17 protein-coding genes are annotated in these 19,222 nt (G+C 69.0%); 8 read left to right on the top strand and 9 right to left on the bottom strand.

The genetic code is table 11. From position 1 onward, the window contains the following. Positions 1-103: 103 nt before the first annotated feature. The 4 genes from ACT541_RS06125 to ACT541_RS06110 all read right to left on the bottom strand — a co-directional run bounded on the left by ACT541_RS06125 (position 104) and on the right by ACT541_RS06110 (position 5,321). Positions 104-1,981: a monovalent cation:proton antiporter-2 (CPA2) family protein gene (locus ACT541_RS06125; protein WP_476135104.1), complete on the bottom strand. Its 1,878-nt coding sequence runs from the start codon at positions 1,979-1,981 to the stop codon at positions 104-106. A 162-nt stretch (positions 1,982-2,143) separates the two neighbouring features. After that, entirely contained in the window at positions 2,144-3,571 is a 1,428-nt protein-coding gene (gene tldD / locus ACT541_RS06120) for a metalloprotease TldD (protein ID WP_476135102.1), read from the bottom strand. Positions 3,572-3,772: 201 nt separating this feature from the next. Further along, a complete protein-coding gene (locus tag ACT541_RS06115) occupies positions 3,773-4,528 on the bottom strand; it encodes a hypothetical protein (protein WP_476135101.1) in 756 nt (251 codons plus the stop codon). Between the two features lie 274 nt (positions 4,529-4,802). Next, positions 4,803-5,321 (bottom strand): invasion associated locus B family protein, encoded by a 519-nt coding sequence (locus ACT541_RS06110; protein WP_476136048.1) that lies wholly within the window; start codon positions 5,319-5,321, stop codon positions 4,803-4,805. A 430-nt stretch (positions 5,322-5,751) separates the two neighbouring features. On the opposite strand from ACT541_RS06110, the gene coxB reads away from it, so the two are divergent. From coxB to ACT541_RS06070, 8 genes are all read left to right on the top strand, one after another. After that, positions 5,752-6,645 (top strand): cytochrome c oxidase subunit II, encoded by an 894-nt coding sequence (gene coxB / locus ACT541_RS06105; protein ID WP_476135100.1) that lies wholly within the window; start codon positions 5,752-5,754, stop codon positions 6,643-6,645. Positions 6,646-6,679: 34 nt separating this feature from the next. After that, positions 6,680-8,344, top strand: a complete 1,665-nt coding sequence (gene ctaD, locus ACT541_RS06100) for a cytochrome c oxidase subunit I (protein ID WP_476135098.1) — start codon at positions 6,680-6,682, stop codon at positions 8,342-8,344. Between the two features lie 62 nt (positions 8,345-8,406). Further along, entirely contained in the window at positions 8,407-9,333 is a 927-nt protein-coding gene (locus ACT541_RS06095; RefSeq protein ID WP_476135097.1) for a heme o synthase, read from the top strand. Between the two features lie 10 nt (positions 9,334-9,343). After that, positions 9,344-9,520 carry a hypothetical protein gene (locus ACT541_RS06090; RefSeq protein ID WP_476135095.1) on the top strand — a complete coding sequence of 59 codons (177 nt, stop codon included), beginning with the start codon at positions 9,344-9,346 and terminating at the stop codon, positions 9,518-9,520. After that, on the top strand, positions 9,517-10,143 hold the full coding sequence (locus ACT541_RS06085) for a cytochrome c oxidase assembly protein (protein ID WP_476135093.1): 627 nt from the start codon (positions 9,517-9,519) through the stop codon (positions 10,141-10,143). The genes ACT541_RS06090 and ACT541_RS06085 overlap by 4 nt, the downstream gene beginning before the upstream one ends. Next, complete coding sequence (locus ACT541_RS06080; protein ID WP_476135091.1) at positions 10,136-11,008, top strand: cytochrome c oxidase subunit 3; 873 nt, start codon at positions 10,136-10,138, stop codon at positions 11,006-11,008. The genes ACT541_RS06085 and ACT541_RS06080 overlap by 8 nt, the downstream gene beginning before the upstream one ends. Positions 11,009-11,018: 10 nt before the next feature. Next, positions 11,019-11,420 (top strand): DUF983 domain-containing protein, encoded by a 402-nt coding sequence (locus tag ACT541_RS06075; RefSeq protein ID WP_476135089.1) that lies wholly within the window; start codon positions 11,019-11,021, stop codon positions 11,418-11,420. Next, positions 11,417-12,166, top strand: a complete 750-nt coding sequence (locus ACT541_RS06070) for an SURF1 family protein (protein WP_476135087.1) — start codon at positions 11,417-11,419, stop codon at positions 12,164-12,166. The genes ACT541_RS06075 and ACT541_RS06070 overlap by 4 nt, the downstream gene beginning before the upstream one ends. A gap of 4 nt (positions 12,167-12,170) precedes the next feature. Here the strand turns inward: ACT541_RS06070 and ACT541_RS06065 are convergent, their stop codons facing one another. The 5 genes from ACT541_RS06065 to ACT541_RS06045 form a co-directional block, all read right to left on the bottom strand. After that, on the bottom strand, positions 12,171-15,020 hold the full coding sequence (locus ACT541_RS06065) for an EAL domain-containing protein (protein WP_476136047.1): 2,850 nt from the start codon (positions 15,018-15,020) through the stop codon (positions 12,171-12,173). 88 nt (positions 15,021-15,108) lie between these two features. After that, a complete protein-coding gene (locus ACT541_RS06060) occupies positions 15,109-15,771 on the bottom strand; it encodes a GNAT family N-acetyltransferase (RefSeq protein ID WP_476135085.1) in 663 nt (220 codons plus the stop codon). A gap of 17 nt (positions 15,772-15,788) precedes the next feature. Further along, positions 15,789-17,057 (bottom strand): M16 family metallopeptidase, encoded by a 1,269-nt coding sequence (locus ACT541_RS06055; protein ID WP_476135083.1) that lies wholly within the window; start codon positions 17,055-17,057, stop codon positions 15,789-15,791. A 22-nt stretch (positions 17,058-17,079) separates the two neighbouring features. Continuing rightward, on the bottom strand, positions 17,080-18,480 hold the full coding sequence (gene thrC, locus ACT541_RS06050) for a threonine synthase (RefSeq protein WP_476135082.1): 1,401 nt from the start codon (positions 18,478-18,480) through the stop codon (positions 17,080-17,082). A gap of 135 nt (positions 18,481-18,615) precedes the next feature. Then, on the bottom strand, positions 18,616-19,209 hold the full coding sequence (locus tag ACT541_RS06045; RefSeq protein WP_476135080.1) for a YqgE/AlgH family protein: 594 nt from the start codon (positions 19,207-19,209) through the stop codon (positions 18,616-18,618). Positions 19,210-19,222 lie beyond the last annotated feature (13 nt).

Below are 19,222 nucleotides of genomic sequence, written 5' to 3'. Positions count from 1 at the left end.
GTTGCGAATCGGAATCTAGCACGTTCGGTCGCTCTGTGAATCCCCTATCGGTGCGCGCAACGACTGCGACGCTGCGGCAGGACATTCACCGAGGTGCTGTTGCTCAAATACCACTCGCGACGCGTACATCCGCCGGCGGATTCTCGTCGTCTTCCGTCACGTCGCGGGTCTCTTCCGACAGCGCACGCGCCGGCCGGCGCGGCGGTTCCAGCGGCTCGGGCCGCGGCGGGGTGCGCTGGTGGACCATGGCGGCGCCGGCGAGGAGGCCGTCGGTCTGCTGCAGGGCGAGCCGGGTCAGGTCGCGACGGCGGACGTCCTCCTCGATCGCGGCGGCGCGTTCGGCGTCGATGCCGAGGGCCTGGAGCGTCTCGCGGCCTGCGAGAACCGCCGATTCGTAGGTCTCGCGCACCAGGAAGTCGGCGTTGCGATCGAGCAGCTCGAGCGCATGGGCGCGGTCGAAGGCGCGGGCATGGACGCGGGCGAGCGGGAACTCGGCCTTGACCAGTTCGACGATGCGGTTGGTGACCGCCGGGTTCTCGGTCGCCACCACCACCACCCGGGCCCGATCCGCGCCGACCGAGCGCAGCACGTCGAGGCGGGTGCCGTCGCCGTAGAAGATGCGGAAGCCGAAACGGCCGGCCGAGCGGATCATCGACGGGTCCTTGTCGATGATGGTCAGGTCGATGCCCTCGGCGAGCAGCATCTGCGACAGGATCTGGCCGAAGCGGCCGAAGCCGATCAGCACCACCGTGCCGTCGGCCTGCGAGTAGTCCTCCTCCATCGCCGGCACCGCCTTCTTGCGGCCGAGCATGGCGTTGCCGGCGGCGACCACCAGCGGCGTCAGCGCCATCGAGAAGGTGACGACGGTGATCAGTACCGAGCCGAGCTCCTTCGGCATGACGCCGGCGCCGACCGCGGCGGAATAGAGCACGAAGCCGAATTCGCCGCCCTGCGCCAGCACGAAGGCGACGCGGATGGCGTCGACCCGCGGCACCCGGGCGAGGCGGGCGATCGCCCACAGGACGCCGATCTTGACCAGGACGAGGGCGAAGAGGCCCTCGAGCATCTGATCCCACCAGCGTCCGACCACGCCGACGTCGATGGTCATGCCGACCGACATGAAGAACAGACCGAGGAGCAGGCCGCGGAAGGGTTCGATGTCGACCTGGAGCTGGTTGCGGAAGTTCGATTCCGCCAGCATCACGCCGGCGAGGAAGGCGCCCGTCGCCATCGACAGGCCGACCAGCGAGACGAGGCTCGCCGCCCCGATGACCACGAAGAGCGCCGCCGCCGTCATGATCTCGCGGGCACCGGCCGCCGCCAGCATGCGGAAGAGCGGATTGAGCAGCCAACGGCCGACCGCCACGACGATCGCCACCGCGCCGAGCACCTCGGCGAGCGCGGTGAGGAACGAAGTGCCGCCGAGCGCCGGTTGCGGCGACAGGAGCGGCAGCAGCGCCAAGAGCGGCACGATCGCCAGATCCTGCATCAGCAGGATGGCGAAGGCCTTGCGGCCGAAGGCGCTCTGCGTCTCGTTCTTCTCCTCGAGCAACTGCATCACCAGCGCGGTCGACGACAGCGCGAGGCCGGCGCCGGCGACCAGCGCACCCTTCCACGGCAGGTCGAAGACCAGAATGGCGAAGCCGGCGATCGCCGCCGCCGTCACCACGATCTGGGCGAGGCCGAGGCCGAAGATGTCGCGCCGCATCGCCCACAGCCGCGACGGCTTCAGCGACAGGCCGATCAGGAAGAGGAAGAGCACGATGCCGAGTTCGGCGTAGTGCATGATCTCGGCCGGGTCGTCGAAGAAGCCGAAGACCGCCGGGCCGACGAGAATGCCGGCGGCGAGATAGCCCAGCACCGAGCCGAGGCCGAGACGCTTGAAGATCGGCACCATCACCATCGCCGCGCCGATCAGGATCAGCGGCGCGGCGAAAGGGATGGTGGAGGCGATGCGCGCGACGCCCGCGTCGACGGCCATGAACCCGCTCCCGGCAGAATGATCGGATTTCGGCACCGCGAAGCGAGACCCCCGCCGACGTGCCGACGGGGGGAAGACTGGCCAGCCGATGTGGCGACGAGAAGGCGGCGGCGGGATCATCTCGGGGCAATCGGGGAGCCCGCGACGAGCCCGCCCTCCGGGTCAGACCCGCGTGCCGCCGATGGTGATGCCGTCGAGGCGCAGCGTCGGCTGGCCGACGCCGACCGGCACGCCCTGGCCGCCCTTGCCGCAGGTGCCGATGCCGGGGTCGAGCATCAGATCGTTGCCGATCATGCGGACGCGGGTCAGCGCGTCGGCGCCGTTGCCGATCAGCATGGCGCCCTTGACCGCCGGGCCGATCCTGCCGCCCTCGATGCGGTAGGCTTCGGTGCATTCGAAGACGAACTTGCCGGAGGTGATGTCGACCTGACCGCCGCCGAAGTTGACGGCGTAGATGCCGTCCTTCACCGACGACAGGATCTCGGCCGGGTCCATCTCGCCGGCCTTCATGTATGTATTCGTCATGCGTACCTGCGGCTGGTGCGCATAGGACTGGCGGCGGCCGTTGCCGGTCGGCGCGACGCCCATCAGGCGGGCGTTCTGGCGGTCCTGCATGTAGCCGACGAGGATGCCGTCCTCGATCAGCGTGGTCGACGACGTCGGCGTGCCCTCGTCGTCGAAGGAGAGCGAACCGCGCAGGTTGGGCAGCGTGCCGTCGTCGACGATGGTGACGCCGGGGGCGGCGACGCGCTCGCCCATCAGGCCGGCGAAGGCCGAGGTCTTCTTGCGGTTGAAGTCGCCCTCGAGACCGTGGCCGACCGCCTCGTGCAGCAGCACGCCGGTCCAGCCGGGGCCGAGGACCACGTCGAAGGTCCCGGCGGGCGCGGGCACCGCCGAGAGATTGACCAGCGACTGGCGCAGCGCCTCGTCGACGGCATGGCGCCAACGGTCGGGCGAGACGAAGCGGGCGAAGCCCTCGCGGCCGCCGAAACCGTGGGAGCCGGCCTCCTGCCGATCGCCCTCGCCGGTCACCACCGAGACGTTGAGGCGGACGAGCGGGCGGACGTCACGCACCCGGTATCCGTCGGGCCGCAGGATCTCGACCACCGACCAGGTGGCGGCGAGCGAGGCGGTGACCTGACGCACGCGCGGGTCGGCTGCCCGCGCATAGGCGTCGATCTCGGCGAGCAGCTTCACCTTCTCGTCGAAGCTCGGCGCGCCGATCGGGTTCTCGTCGGTGTAGAGGCGGGTGTTGGTGAGGCTCGGCGCATCGGCCCAGGTGCCGGCGCGACCGCCGCGCACGGCGGAGACGGCATCGGCGGCGCGGCGCAGCGCCGGTTCCGAGATCTCGCCGGAATGGGCGAAGCCGGTCAGCTCGCCGGTGACGGCGCGCAGGCCGAAGCCTTGAGAGGTGTTGAAGGAGGCGCCCTTGAGGCGACCGTTGTCGAAGGTCAGCGCCTCGGACTGGGCATATTCGACATAGAGCTCGCCGTCGTCGGCCCCGTCGAGCGCCGCGCTCGTGATGCGCCGCGCCACCTCCGGATCGAGGCCGGAAAGGGCGAAGAGATCGGTCTTGTCGGTCGCGGCCATGGGCGGGGGATACTCCGGAGCGATGCGGGTTCGTCCGGTCAATCTAGGGCGCGACGGGGCGGATGGCGAGAGCGGAGGGAGGAGATCGATAGATCCGACCCAGTCGCCGATGATTGACCAACGCAGGTCACGGCGGTTGGCAAACTTGATCGCAGGCATCCATTGCAAGAATCGAGAGAGCGAGTTCCGCAGCGATTGCCATCACCTCTTCTCGTCAGAGCAAATAGAAATCGATAAATCGCTGGCCGTCACGCGTTCAATTTGCGTATAGTCTTTCGCAAATTCGTGTTTTGCGCGTAAAAGACCCAATCTCTTGCATCCAACGGGTTTGAGCCAAGGCAACGCCTTCTCGACGTTTCGCGTCGGTGGATCGTCGGTGATGGCGATCGTGACCTCTCTCAGCCTCACGCCCTCGCCGAAGCTCGCCGCCAAGTTCGCCGGGTCGACCAGTTCGAGGCTCTCCGGATCGGCCTCGTCGCGGAAGCGGACGAACAGGGGGAAGTCGCTCGGCAGGAGGGGGATCGGCGTCCGGTAGGCGGCGATCGCCTTGCTGCGGCGTCGGTACTCCGCCGCTCCGCCGCCGCCTTCCTTCGGGATGACCCCGGCGCGCGCGTAGAGCGTTCCGGCCAGATTGCCGAGGAAGGAGTCGGGATAGGCCGGCGGGCGCGTCATCACCATCCACAGCCGTCCGCGCGGGCCGAGGTCGACCCCGACCGCCTCGCCGCGCACGCGCGACCAGCCCTTGAGCCGGGCACCGAACCACTGTGGGGCCATTCCGCCGGCGATGTTGAGGACCGAATGGCCGGAGACGACCCGATCGCCGACCTCGACTGCCACGGTCAGCCGGTAGTTCGCCGAGTCGCTCGGATACGACCACCGGAACCAGCCGACGAAGGCAGCGACCAGAGCGATGAGCGCGATGACGACGAACGCCGCCCACTTCAGAAACGTCGTCATGCCGCCAACCTCTCGCCGAGGCGATAGACCACCGTGCGCGGGCGCGACCCGCAGCCGGCGAGGGCCAGCGCGAGGCTCGGGAGGCCGAGGAGGAAACCGCGTCTCAGCATGGGATCGCTCCGATCGTTCGTCGGCCGGCGCCGAGGATCGCGCACCACATGCGATATGACGAGGAAACCGTATCCTTTCGGTTGCAGAGCGCACGAAAAAGGGCGGCGCCTCGCGGCACCGCCCTTCGAAATCGTGTCGCATCGTGGCGGGGGCGCGCCCCGCCTCACGGCAGCTTGTCGAAGCCTTCGCCGAAGCCCTTGAGGGCGATCGGGATGCCGATGCCCTCTTCCGGGGTCTGGAAGACGATGAAGGTGGCGTTGGTGCCGGCCTTCAGCTGGTCGAGCAGCTTGTCGTCCATCACCACTTCGGCGACGCAGCCGTTGGGCAGGCAGCGCACGAAGGGGGTGCGGCCGATGTCGGTCTGGTCGATCTTCAGGCCGAGGCCCGAGGGCAGCAGCACGCCGAGGGGCGCGAGCACGCGCAGGATGCGCTGCTTCTTGTCGGCGGTCTTCAGCACGATCACCGAGAGGCCGACGTTGGGACGGTCCTCGGCGGTGACGTTCTGCACCAGCGCGCACTGCTCGGCCTTGGCGCCCGGCGGGGTGTCGCAACGCACCTGCCAGTCGCCGTGGGCGGACTTCACCGCACCCTGGGCAAAGGCGGGGGCGGCGGTCGCGAGGCCCAGGGCCAGCACCGCACCCGAAAGAGCGGCGGCGCGACGGACGATCCATCCGGCCGGCATCACGGTCATGCTTCGTCTCTCCTCGTGTCGCGGAAGGGTCCGCGAATCGACGTCAAAAGGTTCGCCCACGTTGCCCGACGCGGGGTGCCTGCGCCAGTGGGGCGGCCCCTTGTCGCCCGCGATCGTGGCGGTTCCGTGAGCGTTCGCGACGGCGCGTCGACGCGGTGGAAACCCCGTTGCCGCTGCGTACGGGTAAATCCGTAGAAGGCCATTGCCACTCGTCGAATTTCGGGCGTAGTCTATCTAATCGATTGGAGCCGCGCGTCTTCCGGCTCGGTCGAGGCATCCGGGATCGACGCCCTCAGGGGCGTGCGGAACCCGGATCCGCCGACGCTTCGAGGGGAAGCGCCGGCAACACGATGAAGGACGCGGACGGACGTCGCCCTCGGACGGGAGGGCGGCGAACCGTCGGGAAGGGGGGTGTCGAACGATGACTTCGACGAAGGTTCCGCCGTTCCGCATTCGGTCGCTCGCGGCCGCGCTGCTCTCTCTGCCCGTGTTCGCCGCCCCGGCTCTCGCCGACGGGCGCGCCGAGCCGTGGCAGATCGGCATGCAGGCGCCCAACACGATCGTCCATCAACACATCCACGGCTTCGCCGCCTTCACCTTCTGGATCGTCATCCCGATCACGCTGTTCGTGCTGGCGCTGCTCGTGGTGGTGGCCATCAAGTTCAACGCCAAGGCCAATCCGGTGCCGTCGCGCACCACCCATCACACCGGCCTCGAGGTCGCCTGGACCGTCGTGCCGATCCTGATCCTGGTGGCGCTGGCGATCCCCTCCTTCCGCCTCCTCTACGAGGAGATGGTGATCCCGCCGGCCGACGTCACCATCAAGGTCACCGGCTACCAGTGGTACTGGGGATACGAATATTCCGACCTCGTCTCCGACAAGCAGAAGCCGGTCGCCTTCGACGCGGTGATCCTGAAGGACGAGGATCGCAAGGACCCGGCGAAGCAGCCGCGGCTGCTGGCGGTCGACAACGAGGTGATCGTGCCGGCCGGCAAGGTCGTGCGCCTCCAGATCACCGCCGCCGACGTGATCCATTCCTGGGCGATGCCGTCCTTCGGCGTGAAGATGGACGCCATGCCGGGCCGGCTCAACGAGAGCTGGTTCAAGGCCGACAAGACCGGCGTCTTCTACGGCCAGTGCTCGGAACTCTGCGGTCGCGATCATGCCTTCATGCCGATCGCGGTCCGCGTCGTCACGGCCGAGCAATATGCGGCCTGGTCCGAGACCGCCCGCAAGGATCTCGACGCGGCGCGCGCCCGGCTCGCCGCCCTGATCGAGGCCGACGAAGCGCGCCAGCGCCTCGCCGCCCGCTGAACCCCGCCCGTCCGTTCCCGAAAGGGAGGCCCTCATGGCCGTCGTCGATACCCATTCCGACTTCAAATCGATTGATGATGCGACCGGACACGGTCATGCCGGAGCCCATGCCGATCACGGGCCGCCGAAGGGCATCAAGCGCTGGCTGTTCTCGACCAATCACAAGGACATCGGCACGCTCTACCTGATCTTCGCGATGCTCTCGGGCGTCGTCGGCGGGGCGCTCTCCATCGCCATCCGCATGGAGTTGCAAAACCCGGGCATGCAGATCTTCACCGATCCGCACACGTTCAACGTCTTCACCACGGCGCACGGCCTCGTCATGATCTTCTTCATGGTGATGCCGGCGCTGATCGGCGGCTTCGCCAACTGGTTCGTGCCGATCATGATCGGCGCGCCGGACATGGCCTTCCCGCGGATGAACAACATCTCGTTCTGGCTGTTGCCGCCGGCGCTGACGTTGCTGGTGATGTCGATGTTCGTGGAAGGACCGCCCGGCGCCAACGGCGTCGGCGGTGGCTGGACGATCTATCCGCCGCTGTCGTCGACCGGCCAGCCGGGGCCGGCGATGGACTTCGCCATCCTGTCGCTGCACATCGCCGGCGCCTCGTCGATCCTCGGCGCGATCAACTTCATCACCACCATCCTCAACATGCGCGCGCCGGGCATGACGCTGCACAAGATGCCGCTCTTCGCCTGGTCGGTGCTGGTGACGGCCTTCCTGCTGCTGCTGTCGCTGCCGGTTCTGGCGGGCGGCATCACCATGCTGCTCACCGACCGCAACTTCGGCACGGCCTTCTTCAAGCCGGAGGGCGGCGGCGATCCGATCCTGTTCCAGCATCTGTTCTGGTTCTTCGGTCACCCCGAGGTCTACATCCTGATCCTGCCGGGCTTCGGCATCATCTCCCACATCGTCGCGACCTTCTCGAAGAAGCCGGTCTTCGGCTATCTCGGCATGGCCTATGCGATGGTGGCGATCGGTGTCGTCGGCTTCGTGGTGTGGGCGCACCACATGTACACGGTCGGTCTCGACGTCGACACCCAGGCCTATTTCGTCGCCGCCACCATGGTCATCGCGGTGCCGACCGGCGTGAAGATCTTCTCGTGGATCGCCACGATGTGGGGCGGTTCGATCGAGTTCAAGACGCCGATGGTCTTCGCCATCGGCTTCATCTTCCTCTTCACCATCGGCGGCGTCACCGGCGTGCAGCTCTCCAACGCCGGTTTCGACCGCGTGCTGCACGACACCTACTACGTCGTCGCCCACTTCCACTACGTGCTGTCGCTCGGTGCCGTCTTCGCGATCTTTGCGGCCTGGTACTACTGGTTCCCGAAGATGAGCGGCTACATGTATTCGGAGGCGATCGGCCAGATGCATTTCTGGATCGCCTTCATCGGCGTCAACATGATCTTCATGCCGCAGCACTTCCTCGGCCTCGCCGGCATGCCGCGTCGTTACGTCGACTATCCCGACGCCTATGCGGGGTGGAACCAGATCTCGTCCTACGGCTCCTACATCTCGGGGCTCTCGGTGCTGATCTTCTTCTTCGGCGTGTGGAAGGCGTTCCGCGACAAGATCCCGGCGGGCGACAATCCGTGGGGCGTCGGTGCGACGACGCTCGAATGGACGATCTCGTCGCCGCCGCCCTACCACCAGTTCGACACCCTGCCGGTCATCGCCGAGGACGCCGAACACTGAGAACGCCGGCGACGGGGCCGCGAGGCCCCGCCACCGCCGATCCCATCCGAGGAGCGTGGACCATGACCGACATCGGCCTTTCGAGCCCGGCACGGCTCTCGACGGCGACGAGGCTCTCGACGGCGACGCCGGGCGACTATTTCGCCCTGCTCAAGCCGCGCGTCATGTCGCTCGTGGTCTTCACCGCGCTGGTCGGCATGATCGTGGCGCCCCACGCCGCCCATCCGCTCATCGACGCGGTGTCGGTCTTCGCCATCGCGCTCGGGGCCGGGGCGTCGGGCGCGCTGAACCAGTGGTGGGACGCCGACATCGACGCGGTGATGAGCCGGACGAAGAACCGGCCGATCCCCGCCGGCCGCATCACCGCCGATCAGGCGCTCGCCTTCGGCATGGTGCTGTCGGTCGGCTCGGTGCTGTTGCTCGGGCTCTCGGCCAACTGGTTCGCGGCCTTCCTGCTGGCCTTCACGATCTTCTACTACGTCGTCGTCTATTCGATGTGGCTGAAGCGGCGGACGGTCGAGAACATCGTCATCGGCGGCGCGGCCGGCGCCTTGCCGCCGGTCGTCGGCTGGGCGGCGGCGACCGGGTCGATCGCGCTTCTGCCGGTGTTGCTCTTCGCCGTGATCTTCTTCTGGACGCCGCCGCACTTCTGGGCGCTGGCGCTGCTCAAGTCCGAGGACTACATGCGCGCCGGCGTGCCGATGCTGCCGGTCGTCGCCGGCACCGCGGCGACGCGGCGGCGGATCCTCGCCTATGCCGTGCTGATGCTGCCGGTGTCGCTGGCGCCTTTCGCCCTCGGTCTCGCCGGCCTCGCCTACGGCCTCGTCGCCGGGATCGGCGGCGCGCTCTTCGTCGGGCTGGCGGCGCTGGTCTTCACCCGTCGCGAAGGGGCTGCGGGACGGCAGGCCTGCGGACGGCTCTTCGCCTTTTCCATCCTGTGGCTGACGGCGCTCTTCGCGGCGATCGCGGCCGAACGCCTCTTCGCCTGAGGGCCACCCCATGAACGCACCGACCGGATATCCCCGCCGCTTCTTCCACGAACCGACCGCGGCCGAACTCTCGGCCCGGCGTGCCCGCAACATCGCCCTCGGCGTCGTGCTCGCCGGGCTCGTCGTGCTGTTCTACGTCGTGACGCTGGCCAAGCTCGGCCTCCGGCTGCCGGGGGTCACGGGATGACCGGCGCGGCGGACGATCGGGCGAGAGCGGCCAGGGCCAACGGACGCGTCGGGATCGCGGCCGCCGGCCTCGCCGTGGTCATGCTCGGCGCCGCCTTCGCCGCCGTGCCGTTCTATCGCTGGTTCTGCGCCACCACCGGCTACGGCGGCACGCCGCTCGTCGCCACCGCCGCGCCGACCGAGGCACCGGGACGGCCGATCGAGGTGCGCTTCGACACCAACGTGCGCGGCGCGCTGACCTGGTCGTTCCATGCCGAGAAGAGCACGGTGACGGTGCCGCTCGGCGAGACGGTCACGGTCAATTTCCGCATCGAGAACACGTCGACCCAAGTCCAGCGCGGCGTCGCCGCCTTCAACGTGACGCCGGCGCTCGCCGCGCCGCATTTCATGAAGCTCGCCTGCTTCTGCTTCGAGGAGCAGACGCTGAAGCCGGGCGAGGTGCTGGAGGCGCCGGTGACCTTCTGGGTCGACCGCGACATCGACACCGACAAGAACGTCGCCGGGCTCTCCGCGCTGACGCTCTCCTACTCGTTCTTCCCCGTCGGCGAGCCGCAACGCGCCGCCGAACAGGGGAAAACCCGACCCGAGACGACGACACCGCCCAGGGAGGACGGCCATGGCTGACGCCCACGCCCGCAATCACGCCTACCACATCGTCGACCCGAGCCCCTGGCCGCTGGTGACGTCCTTCGCGGCACTGGTCACGGCGATCGGCGCGATCGGCCTCTTCCGCTGGCGGATGGGCGACCATCTGGTGATCGCCGGCCTCGACATCGCCACGCCGTGGATCTTCGTCGCCGGCTTCGTCCTGCTGCTCTACGCCATGGGCTCGTGGTGGGCGGACGTGGTGTCGGAGGCCCATGCCGGCCATCACACGCCGGTCGTCGGCCTGCACCTGCGCTACGGCATGATCCTGTTCATCGCCTCGGAGGTGATGTTCTTCGTCGCCTGGTTCTGGGCGTGGTTCGATGCCGCGCTCTTCCCCGGCGAGGCCACGCAGTATCTGCGTGCCGCCTTCACCGGTGGGGTGTGGCCGCCGCACGGGGTCGAGACCTTCGATCCGTGGCACCTGCCGCTGCTCAACACGCTGATCCTGCTGCTCTCCGGCACCACGGTGACGGCGGCGCACCACGCCCTGATCGACGACGACCGCGCCGGCTTCCGCCAGGGGCTCGCCGCGACCGTGGTGCTCGGCATGCTCTTCACCTGCCTGCAGGCCTACGAATATGCCCACGCCCATTTCGGCTTCTCCGGCTCGATCTACGGCGCGAGCTTCTTCATGGCGACCGGGTTCCACGGCTTCCACGTCATCGTCGGCACGATCTTCCTGGCGGTCTGCCTGATCCGCGCCGAGAAGGGCCACTTCACGCCGAAGCAGCACTTCGGTTTCGAGGCGGCGACCTGGTACTGGCACTTCGTCGACGTGGTCTGGCTGTTCCTCTTCGTCGTGGTCTACGTGCTCGGCCGCGGCGTCGTCGGAGCCCATTGAGGAGAATCCGTTGGCCGTCGACCACGCAGATCCCGCGACCCCGTCGCTTCTGCGCACCGTCCTCCTCGCACGCTGCCCGCGCTGCGGGGAGGGTCGGCTGTTCGCGGGGTGGCTCGCGGTGGCACCGGCCTGCACCGTCTGCGGCCAGGACCTGAAGCGCGCCGACACCGGCGACGGGCCGGCGGTCTTCGTCATCCTGATCGTCGGTGCCGTCGTCGTCACGGCGGCGCTGGTGACGGAGGTGAAGCTCGCCCCGCCCTACTGGGTCCACGCGGTGCTGTGGGTGCCGTCGGTGATCGGCCTGTCGCTGCTGCTGCTGCGACCCGTCAAGGCGCTCGCCGTGGTGCTGCAATGGAAGAACAAGGCCGCCGAGGGCCGCACGCGGGCCGCAACCGAGGAGGATCGGCCATGACCAACCGTGGTCGGTGGATGGCGGGCGCCGCGACGCTCCTCGTCTCGGGCGTTCTCGCCGGTCTCGGCACCTGGCAGATGCAGCGCCTCGCCTGGAAACACGCGCTGATCGAGACGATCCGCGCCCGCACCGCCGCCCCGGCGATCCCGGCACCGCCGCTCGGCGCGGCGCTGGCGAGCGACGACGAGGCGGTCGACTACACGCTGATGCGGGTCGAGGGGCGTTGGCGCGGCGATCTCGAGGTGACGGTCGATGCCCTGGTCGGTTCACCGCGTGGCCGCTTCGGCGGACCGGGCGTCTGGGTGGTGACGCCGGTGGAACGCGCCGACGGCAGCTTCGTCTGGGTCAACCGCGGCTTCGTGCCGGCCGGCCGAAGGGCCGAGGCGGCGCCGGCCGCAGGCACCGCGGTGATCGAGGGCCTGGCCCGTCGGCCGGAGACGCGCGGTTTCTTCATGCCGCCGGACCAGCCGGCCAAGCGCAGCTTCTTCGTGCGCGACGCGCGATCTCTGTCGGCGGCGGTCGGGCTGCCGGTCGACCGGACCCTGCCCTACTCGATCGACGCCGGCGTCGGCGCGACGCCGCCCTCCGGCCTGCCGCAGGCGGGCGAGACGCGGCTCGCCTTCTCCGACAACCACCTCGGCTACGCGATCACCTGGTACGGCCTGTCGATCGCCTCGCTGGTGGTCTTCTGGTTCCGCCTGCGCGCCGAGCGCCGGCGCGACGAAGGATTCGCGGCGGCGGAGTGAGGCCTCACTGCGCCGCGACGCGCGAGGTCCGGGAGATGAAGCGGCGGGCTTCCTCGGCGGTCATCGGTTCGCCCCAGACGAAGCCCTGCGCCGACTCGCAGCCGAGACGCTGCAGCATCTCGACGTCGGCGCGGGTCTCGGCGCCCTCGGCGATGACGCTCATGCCGAGGTCGTGGGCGAGCGTCACGATCGAACGCAGCAGCACCGGCTGGTCCTTGGCCGCGCCGCGAACGAAGGACTGGTCGATCTTGATGCTGTCGAAGGGGAAGCGCTGCAGGTAGGAGAGCGAGGAATAGCCGGTGCCGAAGTCGTCGAGGGCGAGGCTGGCGCCGAGCTCCTTGATGCGCTCCAGCACCTTGGCGGCATATTCCGGGTTCTCCATGACGAGGCTCTCGGTGACCTCGATCTTGAGCGTGCCGCGGGTGACGTCGACGCGGGAGAGCACCGCCTTCACGTCGTTGATCAGGTCGTGACGCAGCAACTGGCGGGACGACACGTTGACCGAGACGAAGATGCCGAGGTCGGAGCCGAACTCCTCCTGCCAGTGGGAGAGCTGGCGGGCCGCCTTCTCGAGCACCAGCAGGCCGAGCGGGATGATCAGGCCGGAGCGTTCGGCGATCGAGATGAACTCGCCGGCGCCGAGACGGCCGCGCTTGGGGTGATCCCAGCGCACCAGCGCCTCGAAACCGGCGATCGACTCGTCGGCGAGCGCGATGATCGGCTGGAAGAGGACCTTGATCTCCTCGCGCTCGAGCGCGCGGCGCAGGTCGGACTCGATCGCCAGCGTGTCGACGGCGTGCTGGCGGAGCGAGGGCCGGAAGACCTCGATGCGGTCGCCGCCGAGGCGCTTGGCGTGATACATGGCGATCTCGCCGTCCTTGACGAGATCGTCCTCCTTCTTCGCCGTGCCGTCCCAGATGGCGACGCCGATCGAGGTGGTGAGGAAGACCTCGCGTTCGCCCAGCGTGATCGGCGTCTTCAGCGCGCGGCGGATGCCGTCGGCGAAGGCGGCGATGCGCTCCGGCTCGGTCTCGGAGATGACGACGACGCCGAACTGGTCGCCGTCGATGCGGGCCAGCGTGTCCTGCGGCTTCATCTGGCGGGCGAGGCGGCGGGCGACGGTCAGCAGCATCGAATCGCCGATCGAGAGCCCCAGGCTGTCGTTGACGTTCTTGAAGCGGTCGATGTCGACGATGATGATCGACGGACGGCCGATGCCCTCGGCGCGGGCGCGGACGATCGCCGAGGAGATGCGGTCGAAGAACAGTTCGCGGTTGGGCAGGCCGGTCAGGTTGTCGTGGACGGCGTCGTGCAGCAGCCGTTCCTCGGCATTGTGCACGTCGGTCTCGTCGAGCAGCGTGCCGACGCAGCGCACCACCTCGCCGTCGGAACCGACGACCGGCCGGGCGCGCAGCTTGAACCAGCGGAAATGGCCGTCGCGGGCGCGCAGGCGGAAGGTCACCGAGACACGGCCGCGACGCTGTTCGACCACTGCGTCGAGGGTCGAGCGGAAGGGATCGCGGTCCTTGGGATGCAGGATCTCCAGCCAGTCGCGCGCCGCGCTCTCCAGCGCGCCGGGCTCGAGGCCGAGCAGGTCCTCCACCTCCGGGCTCGCCCAGATGTGGTCGCGCATCACGTCCCAGTCCCACACCATGTCGCCGGAGCCGACCAGCGCCAGCGCCCGTCGCTCGGTCTCGCCGGTCGCCCCTTGGGCGACGACGCCGCCGGCGAAGGCGTGCTGCATCACGGTGAAGCCGATCAGCATGACGATCAGCACGAGGCCGGCGGCGAGCGCCGGCTGGACCGCGTCGTTGTCGATGCCGCCCGACACCGCGAGGCCGGCGGCCATCAGCCAGGCGATCAGCAGCACCCAGGTCGGGATCAGCATGATGGCGCGGTCGTAGCCGTGGGCGGCGAGCCAGGCGACGAGGCCGGCGCCGATCACCGCGAGGACGGCGAGCACGATGCGGGCGAGGCCGGCGGCGATCGACGGGTCGATCACCGCGACGCCGAGCAGGCCGAGCAGCACCAGCACGGCGGCGGCCACCATGTGGCTGTAGCTGACGTGCCATCGGTTGAGATTGAGATAGGCGTAGAGGAACAGCACCAGCGTCGTCGCCAGCATCACCTCGGCGCCGGCGCGATAGACCTGATCGGCGCCCGGTTGCAGGCGGAACAGTTTGTCCCAGAAGCCGAAGTCTATGCACAGATAGGCCAGCACCGCCCAGGCCATGGCGGCGGTCGCCGGGAACATGGCCGAGCCCTTGACCACGAAGAGGATGGTCAGGAACAGCGCCAGCAGCCCCGAGATCCCGAGGATGATGCCGCGGAACAGCGTGTAGGCGTTGACGCTGTCCTTGTAGGCCTCGGGCTCCCACAGCACGAGCTTGGGCAGGCGGGGGCCGCGCAGTTCCATCACCACCGTCACCACCGCGCGCGGGTCGAGGGTGATGAGGAAGGAATCGGCCTCGGCGTTGATCTGGCGTTCCGGCGCCAACCCTTGCGACGTCGAGATCGAGGCGATGCGCGACGAACCGAGATCGGGCGACAGCACGCCGGAGCCGGCGAGACGGAAGAAGGGCGCGACGATCAGACGGTCGATCTGTTCGTCGGAATTGTTCTTGAGTGCGAAGACGACCCAGTCGGTGTCGCCGGCCTGCGTGGCGCGCACCTCGATACGGCGGACGATGCCGTCGGCGCCGGGGGCGGTGGAGACCTGGAGACGGTCGCCGGCGCCGAGCCGCATCTCGACGGCATGGGTCAGGTCGAGGGCCGGAACATCCTGCGGAACGGTGATGGCTTCGACGGCGAGAGCCGACGGGGCGTGCGCGAGCACGACCACGAGAGCCGCCATCAGCACGAAGGCGATCGTGCGCAGGACCTTCAAGGACCGTTCCTTCCCTCGCCCATGCGCCCCAGCGCGCGGGAATCTCATGCGAGTGTTACCGACCGGAGGTTCGGTCGACAAGCGATTCGCGCCCGATACCCACCGAGGAGAGGTCGGCGGGGTCTTCGGCGCGGGCGGGCACCGGATCGTCGTGCAGCAGTCCCCACAAAACGTGGTCGCGCCAACGGCCGGCGATGCACAAATAGGCACGCGCCAGACCTTCACGGCGAAATCCGACCTTTTCGAGGAGCCGAATCGAGCGGGTGTTCTCGGGCAGGCAGGCGGCTTCGAGACGATGGAGGCCGAGCGTGCCGAAGGCGTGGCGGGCGAGCAGCATCACCGCCTCGCTCATGTGGCCGCGGCCGGCATGGGCCTCGCCCATCCAGTAGCCGATGGTGCCGGCCTGGGTGACGCCGCGACGCACCTGCGCCAGCGTGACGCCGCCGAGCAGCTCGCCGGTCACCCGCGAGAACAGGAAGAAGGGCTGGGCGGTGCCGTCGCGGATCTCGTTCGACCAGCGCACCAGACGGCGGGCATAGGCGCGGCGCAGCAGGTCGTCCTCGCCCCAGGTCGGTTCCCACGGCTCGAGGAAGGTGCGCGAGGCGTGGCGCAGCGCCCGCCATTCCGCATGGTCGGCGACGTCCGGCCCGCGCAGCGTCACGGTCGGACCGCGGAGCGTCGGCAGGAGTTCGGACGGATCGACGCGGAAGAGGCTCATGACCCGCCCTCCCCGTCTCAGGCCCGCCCGGCGAGGCGTGCGGCGAAGGCGCTCGCGTCCATGGCGCCGTCGACAGGACCGACCAGCGCCAGCGTCGGCGCCGCGCCGAGGAAGATCTCGGCGGCGAGGCGCGAGACGCGTGCCCGGTCGACAGCCTCGATGCGATCGAGCGTCTCGCGGGTAGTCAGCGGGCGGCCCCAGATCAGCATCTGACGGGCGATCTGCGAGGCGCGCGACACCGGGCTCTCGAGGCTCATCAGCAGCCCCGCGCGCATCTGCGCCTTGGCGCGGGCGACCTCGGCGTCGTCGATCGAGGCGACGGTGCGGGCGATCTCGTCGGCGACGCCTTCCATCAGGCGGCCGAGGTCGTCCTCGCCGGTGGCGGCGTGGATGCCGAAGAGGCCGGTCTCGCGATAGCCCCAGTGGAAGGCCGAGATCGAGTAGCAGAGACCGCGGTTCTCGCGGATCTCCTGGAACAGGCGGCTCGACATGCCGCCGCCGAGCACCGTCGCCAGCACCTGGGCGGCGTGATGGTCCTCGCTGGCGTAGCGGCGGCCCTCGAAGGCGAGCGTCATCTGCGCCTCGGAGAGATCGCGCACCTCGCGCACCTCGCCGCCGGTCCAGGTCGCCGGCTCGTCGCCCGGCGTCGCGCCGGTCGGCAGATCGGCGAAGCGCTCCGTCACCAGCCGCACCACCTCGTCGTGATCGACGCGGCCGGCGGCGGCGACGACCGCGTTCTCGGTGCGGTAGTGGCGGTCGAGATAGGCGGCGAGATGGTCGCGGCCGAAGGAGGCGACGGTCTCGGGCGTGCCGAGGATCGGGCGGCCGATCGGCTGGCCCTGGAAGGCCTGTTCCTGGAGGAGGTCGAAGACCAGATCCTCGGGCGCGTCGTCGGCGGCGCCGATCTCCTGGAGGACGACGTGGCACTCGCGCGTCAGTTCTTCCGGGTCGAAGACCGAGCGGGTCAGGATGTCGGCGAGAATGTCGACCGACAGCGGCAGATCGTCGGCGAGGATACGGGCGTAGAAACAGGTGTTCTCGATCGAGGTCGCGGCGTTGATCTCGCCGCCGACCGCCTCGATCTCCTCGGCGATGCGCCGGGCAGAACGGGTGGTCGTGCCCTTGAAGGCCATGTGCTCGAGCAGGTGCGAGATGCCGTGTTCGTGCGGACGTTCCGATCGCGAGCCGGCGCCGACCCAGACGCCGAGCGTCGCGGTCTCGAGATGGGGCATTCGCTCGGTGGCGACGGTGAGCCCGCTCGCCAGTTTCGTCACCTCGACGGTCATGCTCGGCCCGGCCCTCCTGCGATCAGACGTGCACCGCGCGCGAACGTTCCTCGACGAAACGCTCCACGGCGAGGAGGTCGGCGGCGACGACCTCGAACTTCTCGGTCCGCTCCATCAGGTCGGCGAGCCAGACCGGCAGACCCGGCCGGACGCCGCTCGCCGCCTCGACCGCGTCGGGGAACTTGGCGGGATGGGCGGTCGACAGCGTGATCATCGGCACGTCGTCGGTGAGGAACCGCTCGGCGACGGCGACCGCGACCGCGGTGTGCGGATCGATCAGCTCGCCGGTGGTGGCGCGGATGCGGGCGATGGTCGCCGCGGTCTCGGCCTCGTCGGTGCGGCCGGAGGCGAAGTCGGCGCGGATGGCGGCAAGCGCCGCCTCGGGCACCGTGAAGGAGCCGGCCTGACCGAGCCCGCCGAGCAGCGCACCGACGGCGGCGCCGTCGCGGTCCATCGCCTCGAACAGCAGACGCTCGAAGTTCGACGACACCTGGATGTCCATCGACGGCGACTGCGAGGCGATCACCTCGCGCAGCTCGTAGACGCCGGTCTCGAGGGTGCGGTGGAGGATGTCGTTGACGTTGGTGGCGATGACGAGCTTCTCGATCGGCAGGCCGATCTTCTTGGCGACGAAGCCGGCGAAGATGTCGCCGAAATTGCCGGTCGGCACCGTGAAGGACACCTTGCGGGTCGGCGCGCCGAGCGCGCAGGCGGCGTAGAAGTAATAGACGACCTGCGCCACCACCCGCGCCCAGTTGATCGAATTGACGCCGGTCAGGCGGATCCGATCGCGGAACGAGAAGTGGTTGAACATCCCCTTGAGGATGCCCTGGGCGTCGTCGAACGTACCTTCCAGCGCGATCGCGTGGACGTTCTCGTCGCCGACGGTCGTCATCTGCCGGCGCTGGACGTCGGAGACGCGGCCGTGCGGATACATGATGAAGACGTCGACCCGCTCGCGGCCGCGGAAGGCCTCGATGGCCGCGCCGCCGGTGTCGCCGGAGGTGGCGCCGACGATGGTGGCGCGCTCGTTCTTCAGCCCCAGCACGTGGTCCATGACCCGGCCGAGGAACTGCATCGCCACGTCCTTGAAGGCGAGCGTCGGCCCGTGGGAGAGCTCGAGCAGGAAGTGGTTGGCGGCGAGCTGGGAGAGCGGCGTCACGGCGGCGTGGTGGAACGAGCCGTAGGCGTCCTCGATCATCGCCCGCAGCACGTCGTGGGGAATGTCGTTGCCGGTGAAGCGCGAGATGACGCGGAAGGCGACCTCGGCGTAGCTCTTGCCGGCGAGGTCGGCGATCTCTCCGAGCGCGAAGGTCGGCCAGGTCTCGGGCACGTAGAGGCCGCCGTCGCGGGCGAGGCCTGCGAGCAGCACGTCGGAGAAACCGAGGCCGGGGGCCTCGCCGCGGGTGGAGACGTAACGCACGGATCGAACTTCCTCGTCGAATTCGCCGAGCCGCGACGCTCGTCGGCGGCGAGGCGGGACACTAGGCCGCGCCCCGCCGTCGGGCAAGCGCGGCGTGATCCATGAGACGGCGAAATCGACGGAAGGGCGCGAAAATCAGCCGTGGCCGGCTTCGCGCGACAGGAGGCCGATGTCGATGCCGATCGACTTGAGTGCCCGGTCGTACTTGTGGTCGAGGTCGGGATCGAACACCAGTTCGGGCTCGGCGGCGCAGTGCAACCAGCCGTTCCACTGGATCTCGCTCTCGAGCTGACCGGCCGACCAGCCGGCATAGCCGAGCGCCAGCATCGCCTTCTTCGGGCCGCGCCCCTCGGCGATCGCCTTCAGGACCTCGAGCGTGGTCGTCAGCGAGAAGCGCTCGTCGATGGTCAGGGTCGAATCCTCGACCTGCCAGTCGGAGGAATGCAGGACGAAGCCGCGGGTGGTCTCGACCGGGCCGCCGGTCTGCACCTTCATGGCGCGGACCTGATCGGGCAGGCCAATGCGCTCGGCCTCGTCGACGATCTGGAGCTGGACCAGGAGATCGGGGAAGGAGGCATGGTCGGCCGGGCGGTTGATGATCACCCCCATCGCGCCCTCTTCGGAGTGCGCGCAGAGGTAGACGAGCGTGCGCTCGAAGCGCTCGTCGCTCATCCCGGGCATGGCGATCAGGATCTTTCCGCCGAGAAACCGGCTCTCTTCGACCGTCATGAACCTCGTCTCG

Source organism: Pinisolibacter sp. DMC100 (assembly GCF_056313705.1).
Note: the sequence above shows the minus strand (reverse complement) of the source record. Positions and strands in the feature narration are given on the sequence as shown.

Bases quoted from the DNA above. Each gene is read 5' to 3' on its own strand.
- ACT541_RS06095 (WP_476135097.1), top strand. From the start codon at position 8,407: ATGACCGACATCGGCCTTTCGAGCCCGGCACGGCTCTCGACGGCGACG.
- ctaD (WP_476135098.1), top strand. From the start codon at position 6,680: ATGGCCGTCGTCGATACCCATTCCGACTTCAAATCGATTGATGATGCG.
- ACT541_RS06110 (WP_476136048.1), bottom strand. From the start codon at position 5,321: ATGCCGGCCGGATGGATCGTCCGTCGCGCCGCCGCTCTTTCGGGTGCG.
- ACT541_RS06115 (WP_476135101.1), bottom strand. From the start codon at position 4,528: ATGACGACGTTTCTGAAGTGGGCGGCGTTCGTCGTCATCGCGCTCATC.
- ACT541_RS06085 (WP_476135093.1), top strand. From the start codon at position 9,517: ATGACCGGCGCGGCGGACGATCGGGCGAGAGCGGCCAGGGCCAACGGA.
- ACT541_RS06080 (WP_476135091.1), top strand. From the start codon at position 10,136: ATGGCTGACGCCCACGCCCGCAATCACGCCTACCACATCGTCGACCCG.
- ACT541_RS06055 (WP_476135083.1), bottom strand. From the start codon at position 17,057: ATGACCGTCGAGGTGACGAAACTGGCGAGCGGGCTCACCGTCGCCACC.
- coxB (WP_476135100.1), top strand. From the start codon at position 5,752: ATGACTTCGACGAAGGTTCCGCCGTTCCGCATTCGGTCGCTCGCGGCC.
- ACT541_RS06125 (WP_476135104.1), bottom strand. From the start codon at position 1,981: ATGGCCGTCGACGCGGGCGTCGCGCGCATCGCCTCCACCATCCCTTTC.
- ACT541_RS06060 (WP_476135085.1), bottom strand. From the start codon at position 15,771: ATGAGCCTCTTCCGCGTCGATCCGTCCGAACTCCTGCCGACGCTCCGC.
- ACT541_RS06065 (WP_476136047.1), bottom strand. From the start codon at position 15,020: ATGGCGGCTCTCGTGGTCGTGCTCGCGCACGCCCCGTCGGCTCTCGCC.
- ACT541_RS06070 (WP_476135087.1), top strand. From the start codon at position 11,417: ATGACCAACCGTGGTCGGTGGATGGCGGGCGCCGCGACGCTCCTCGTC.
- ACT541_RS06045 (WP_476135080.1), bottom strand. From the start codon at position 19,209: ATGACGGTCGAAGAGAGCCGGTTTCTCGGCGGAAAGATCCTGATCGCC.
- tldD (WP_476135102.1), bottom strand. From the start codon at position 3,571: ATGGCCGCGACCGACAAGACCGATCTCTTCGCCCTTTCCGGCCTCGAT.
- ACT541_RS06090 (WP_476135095.1), top strand. From the start codon at position 9,344: ATGAACGCACCGACCGGATATCCCCGCCGCTTCTTCCACGAACCGACC.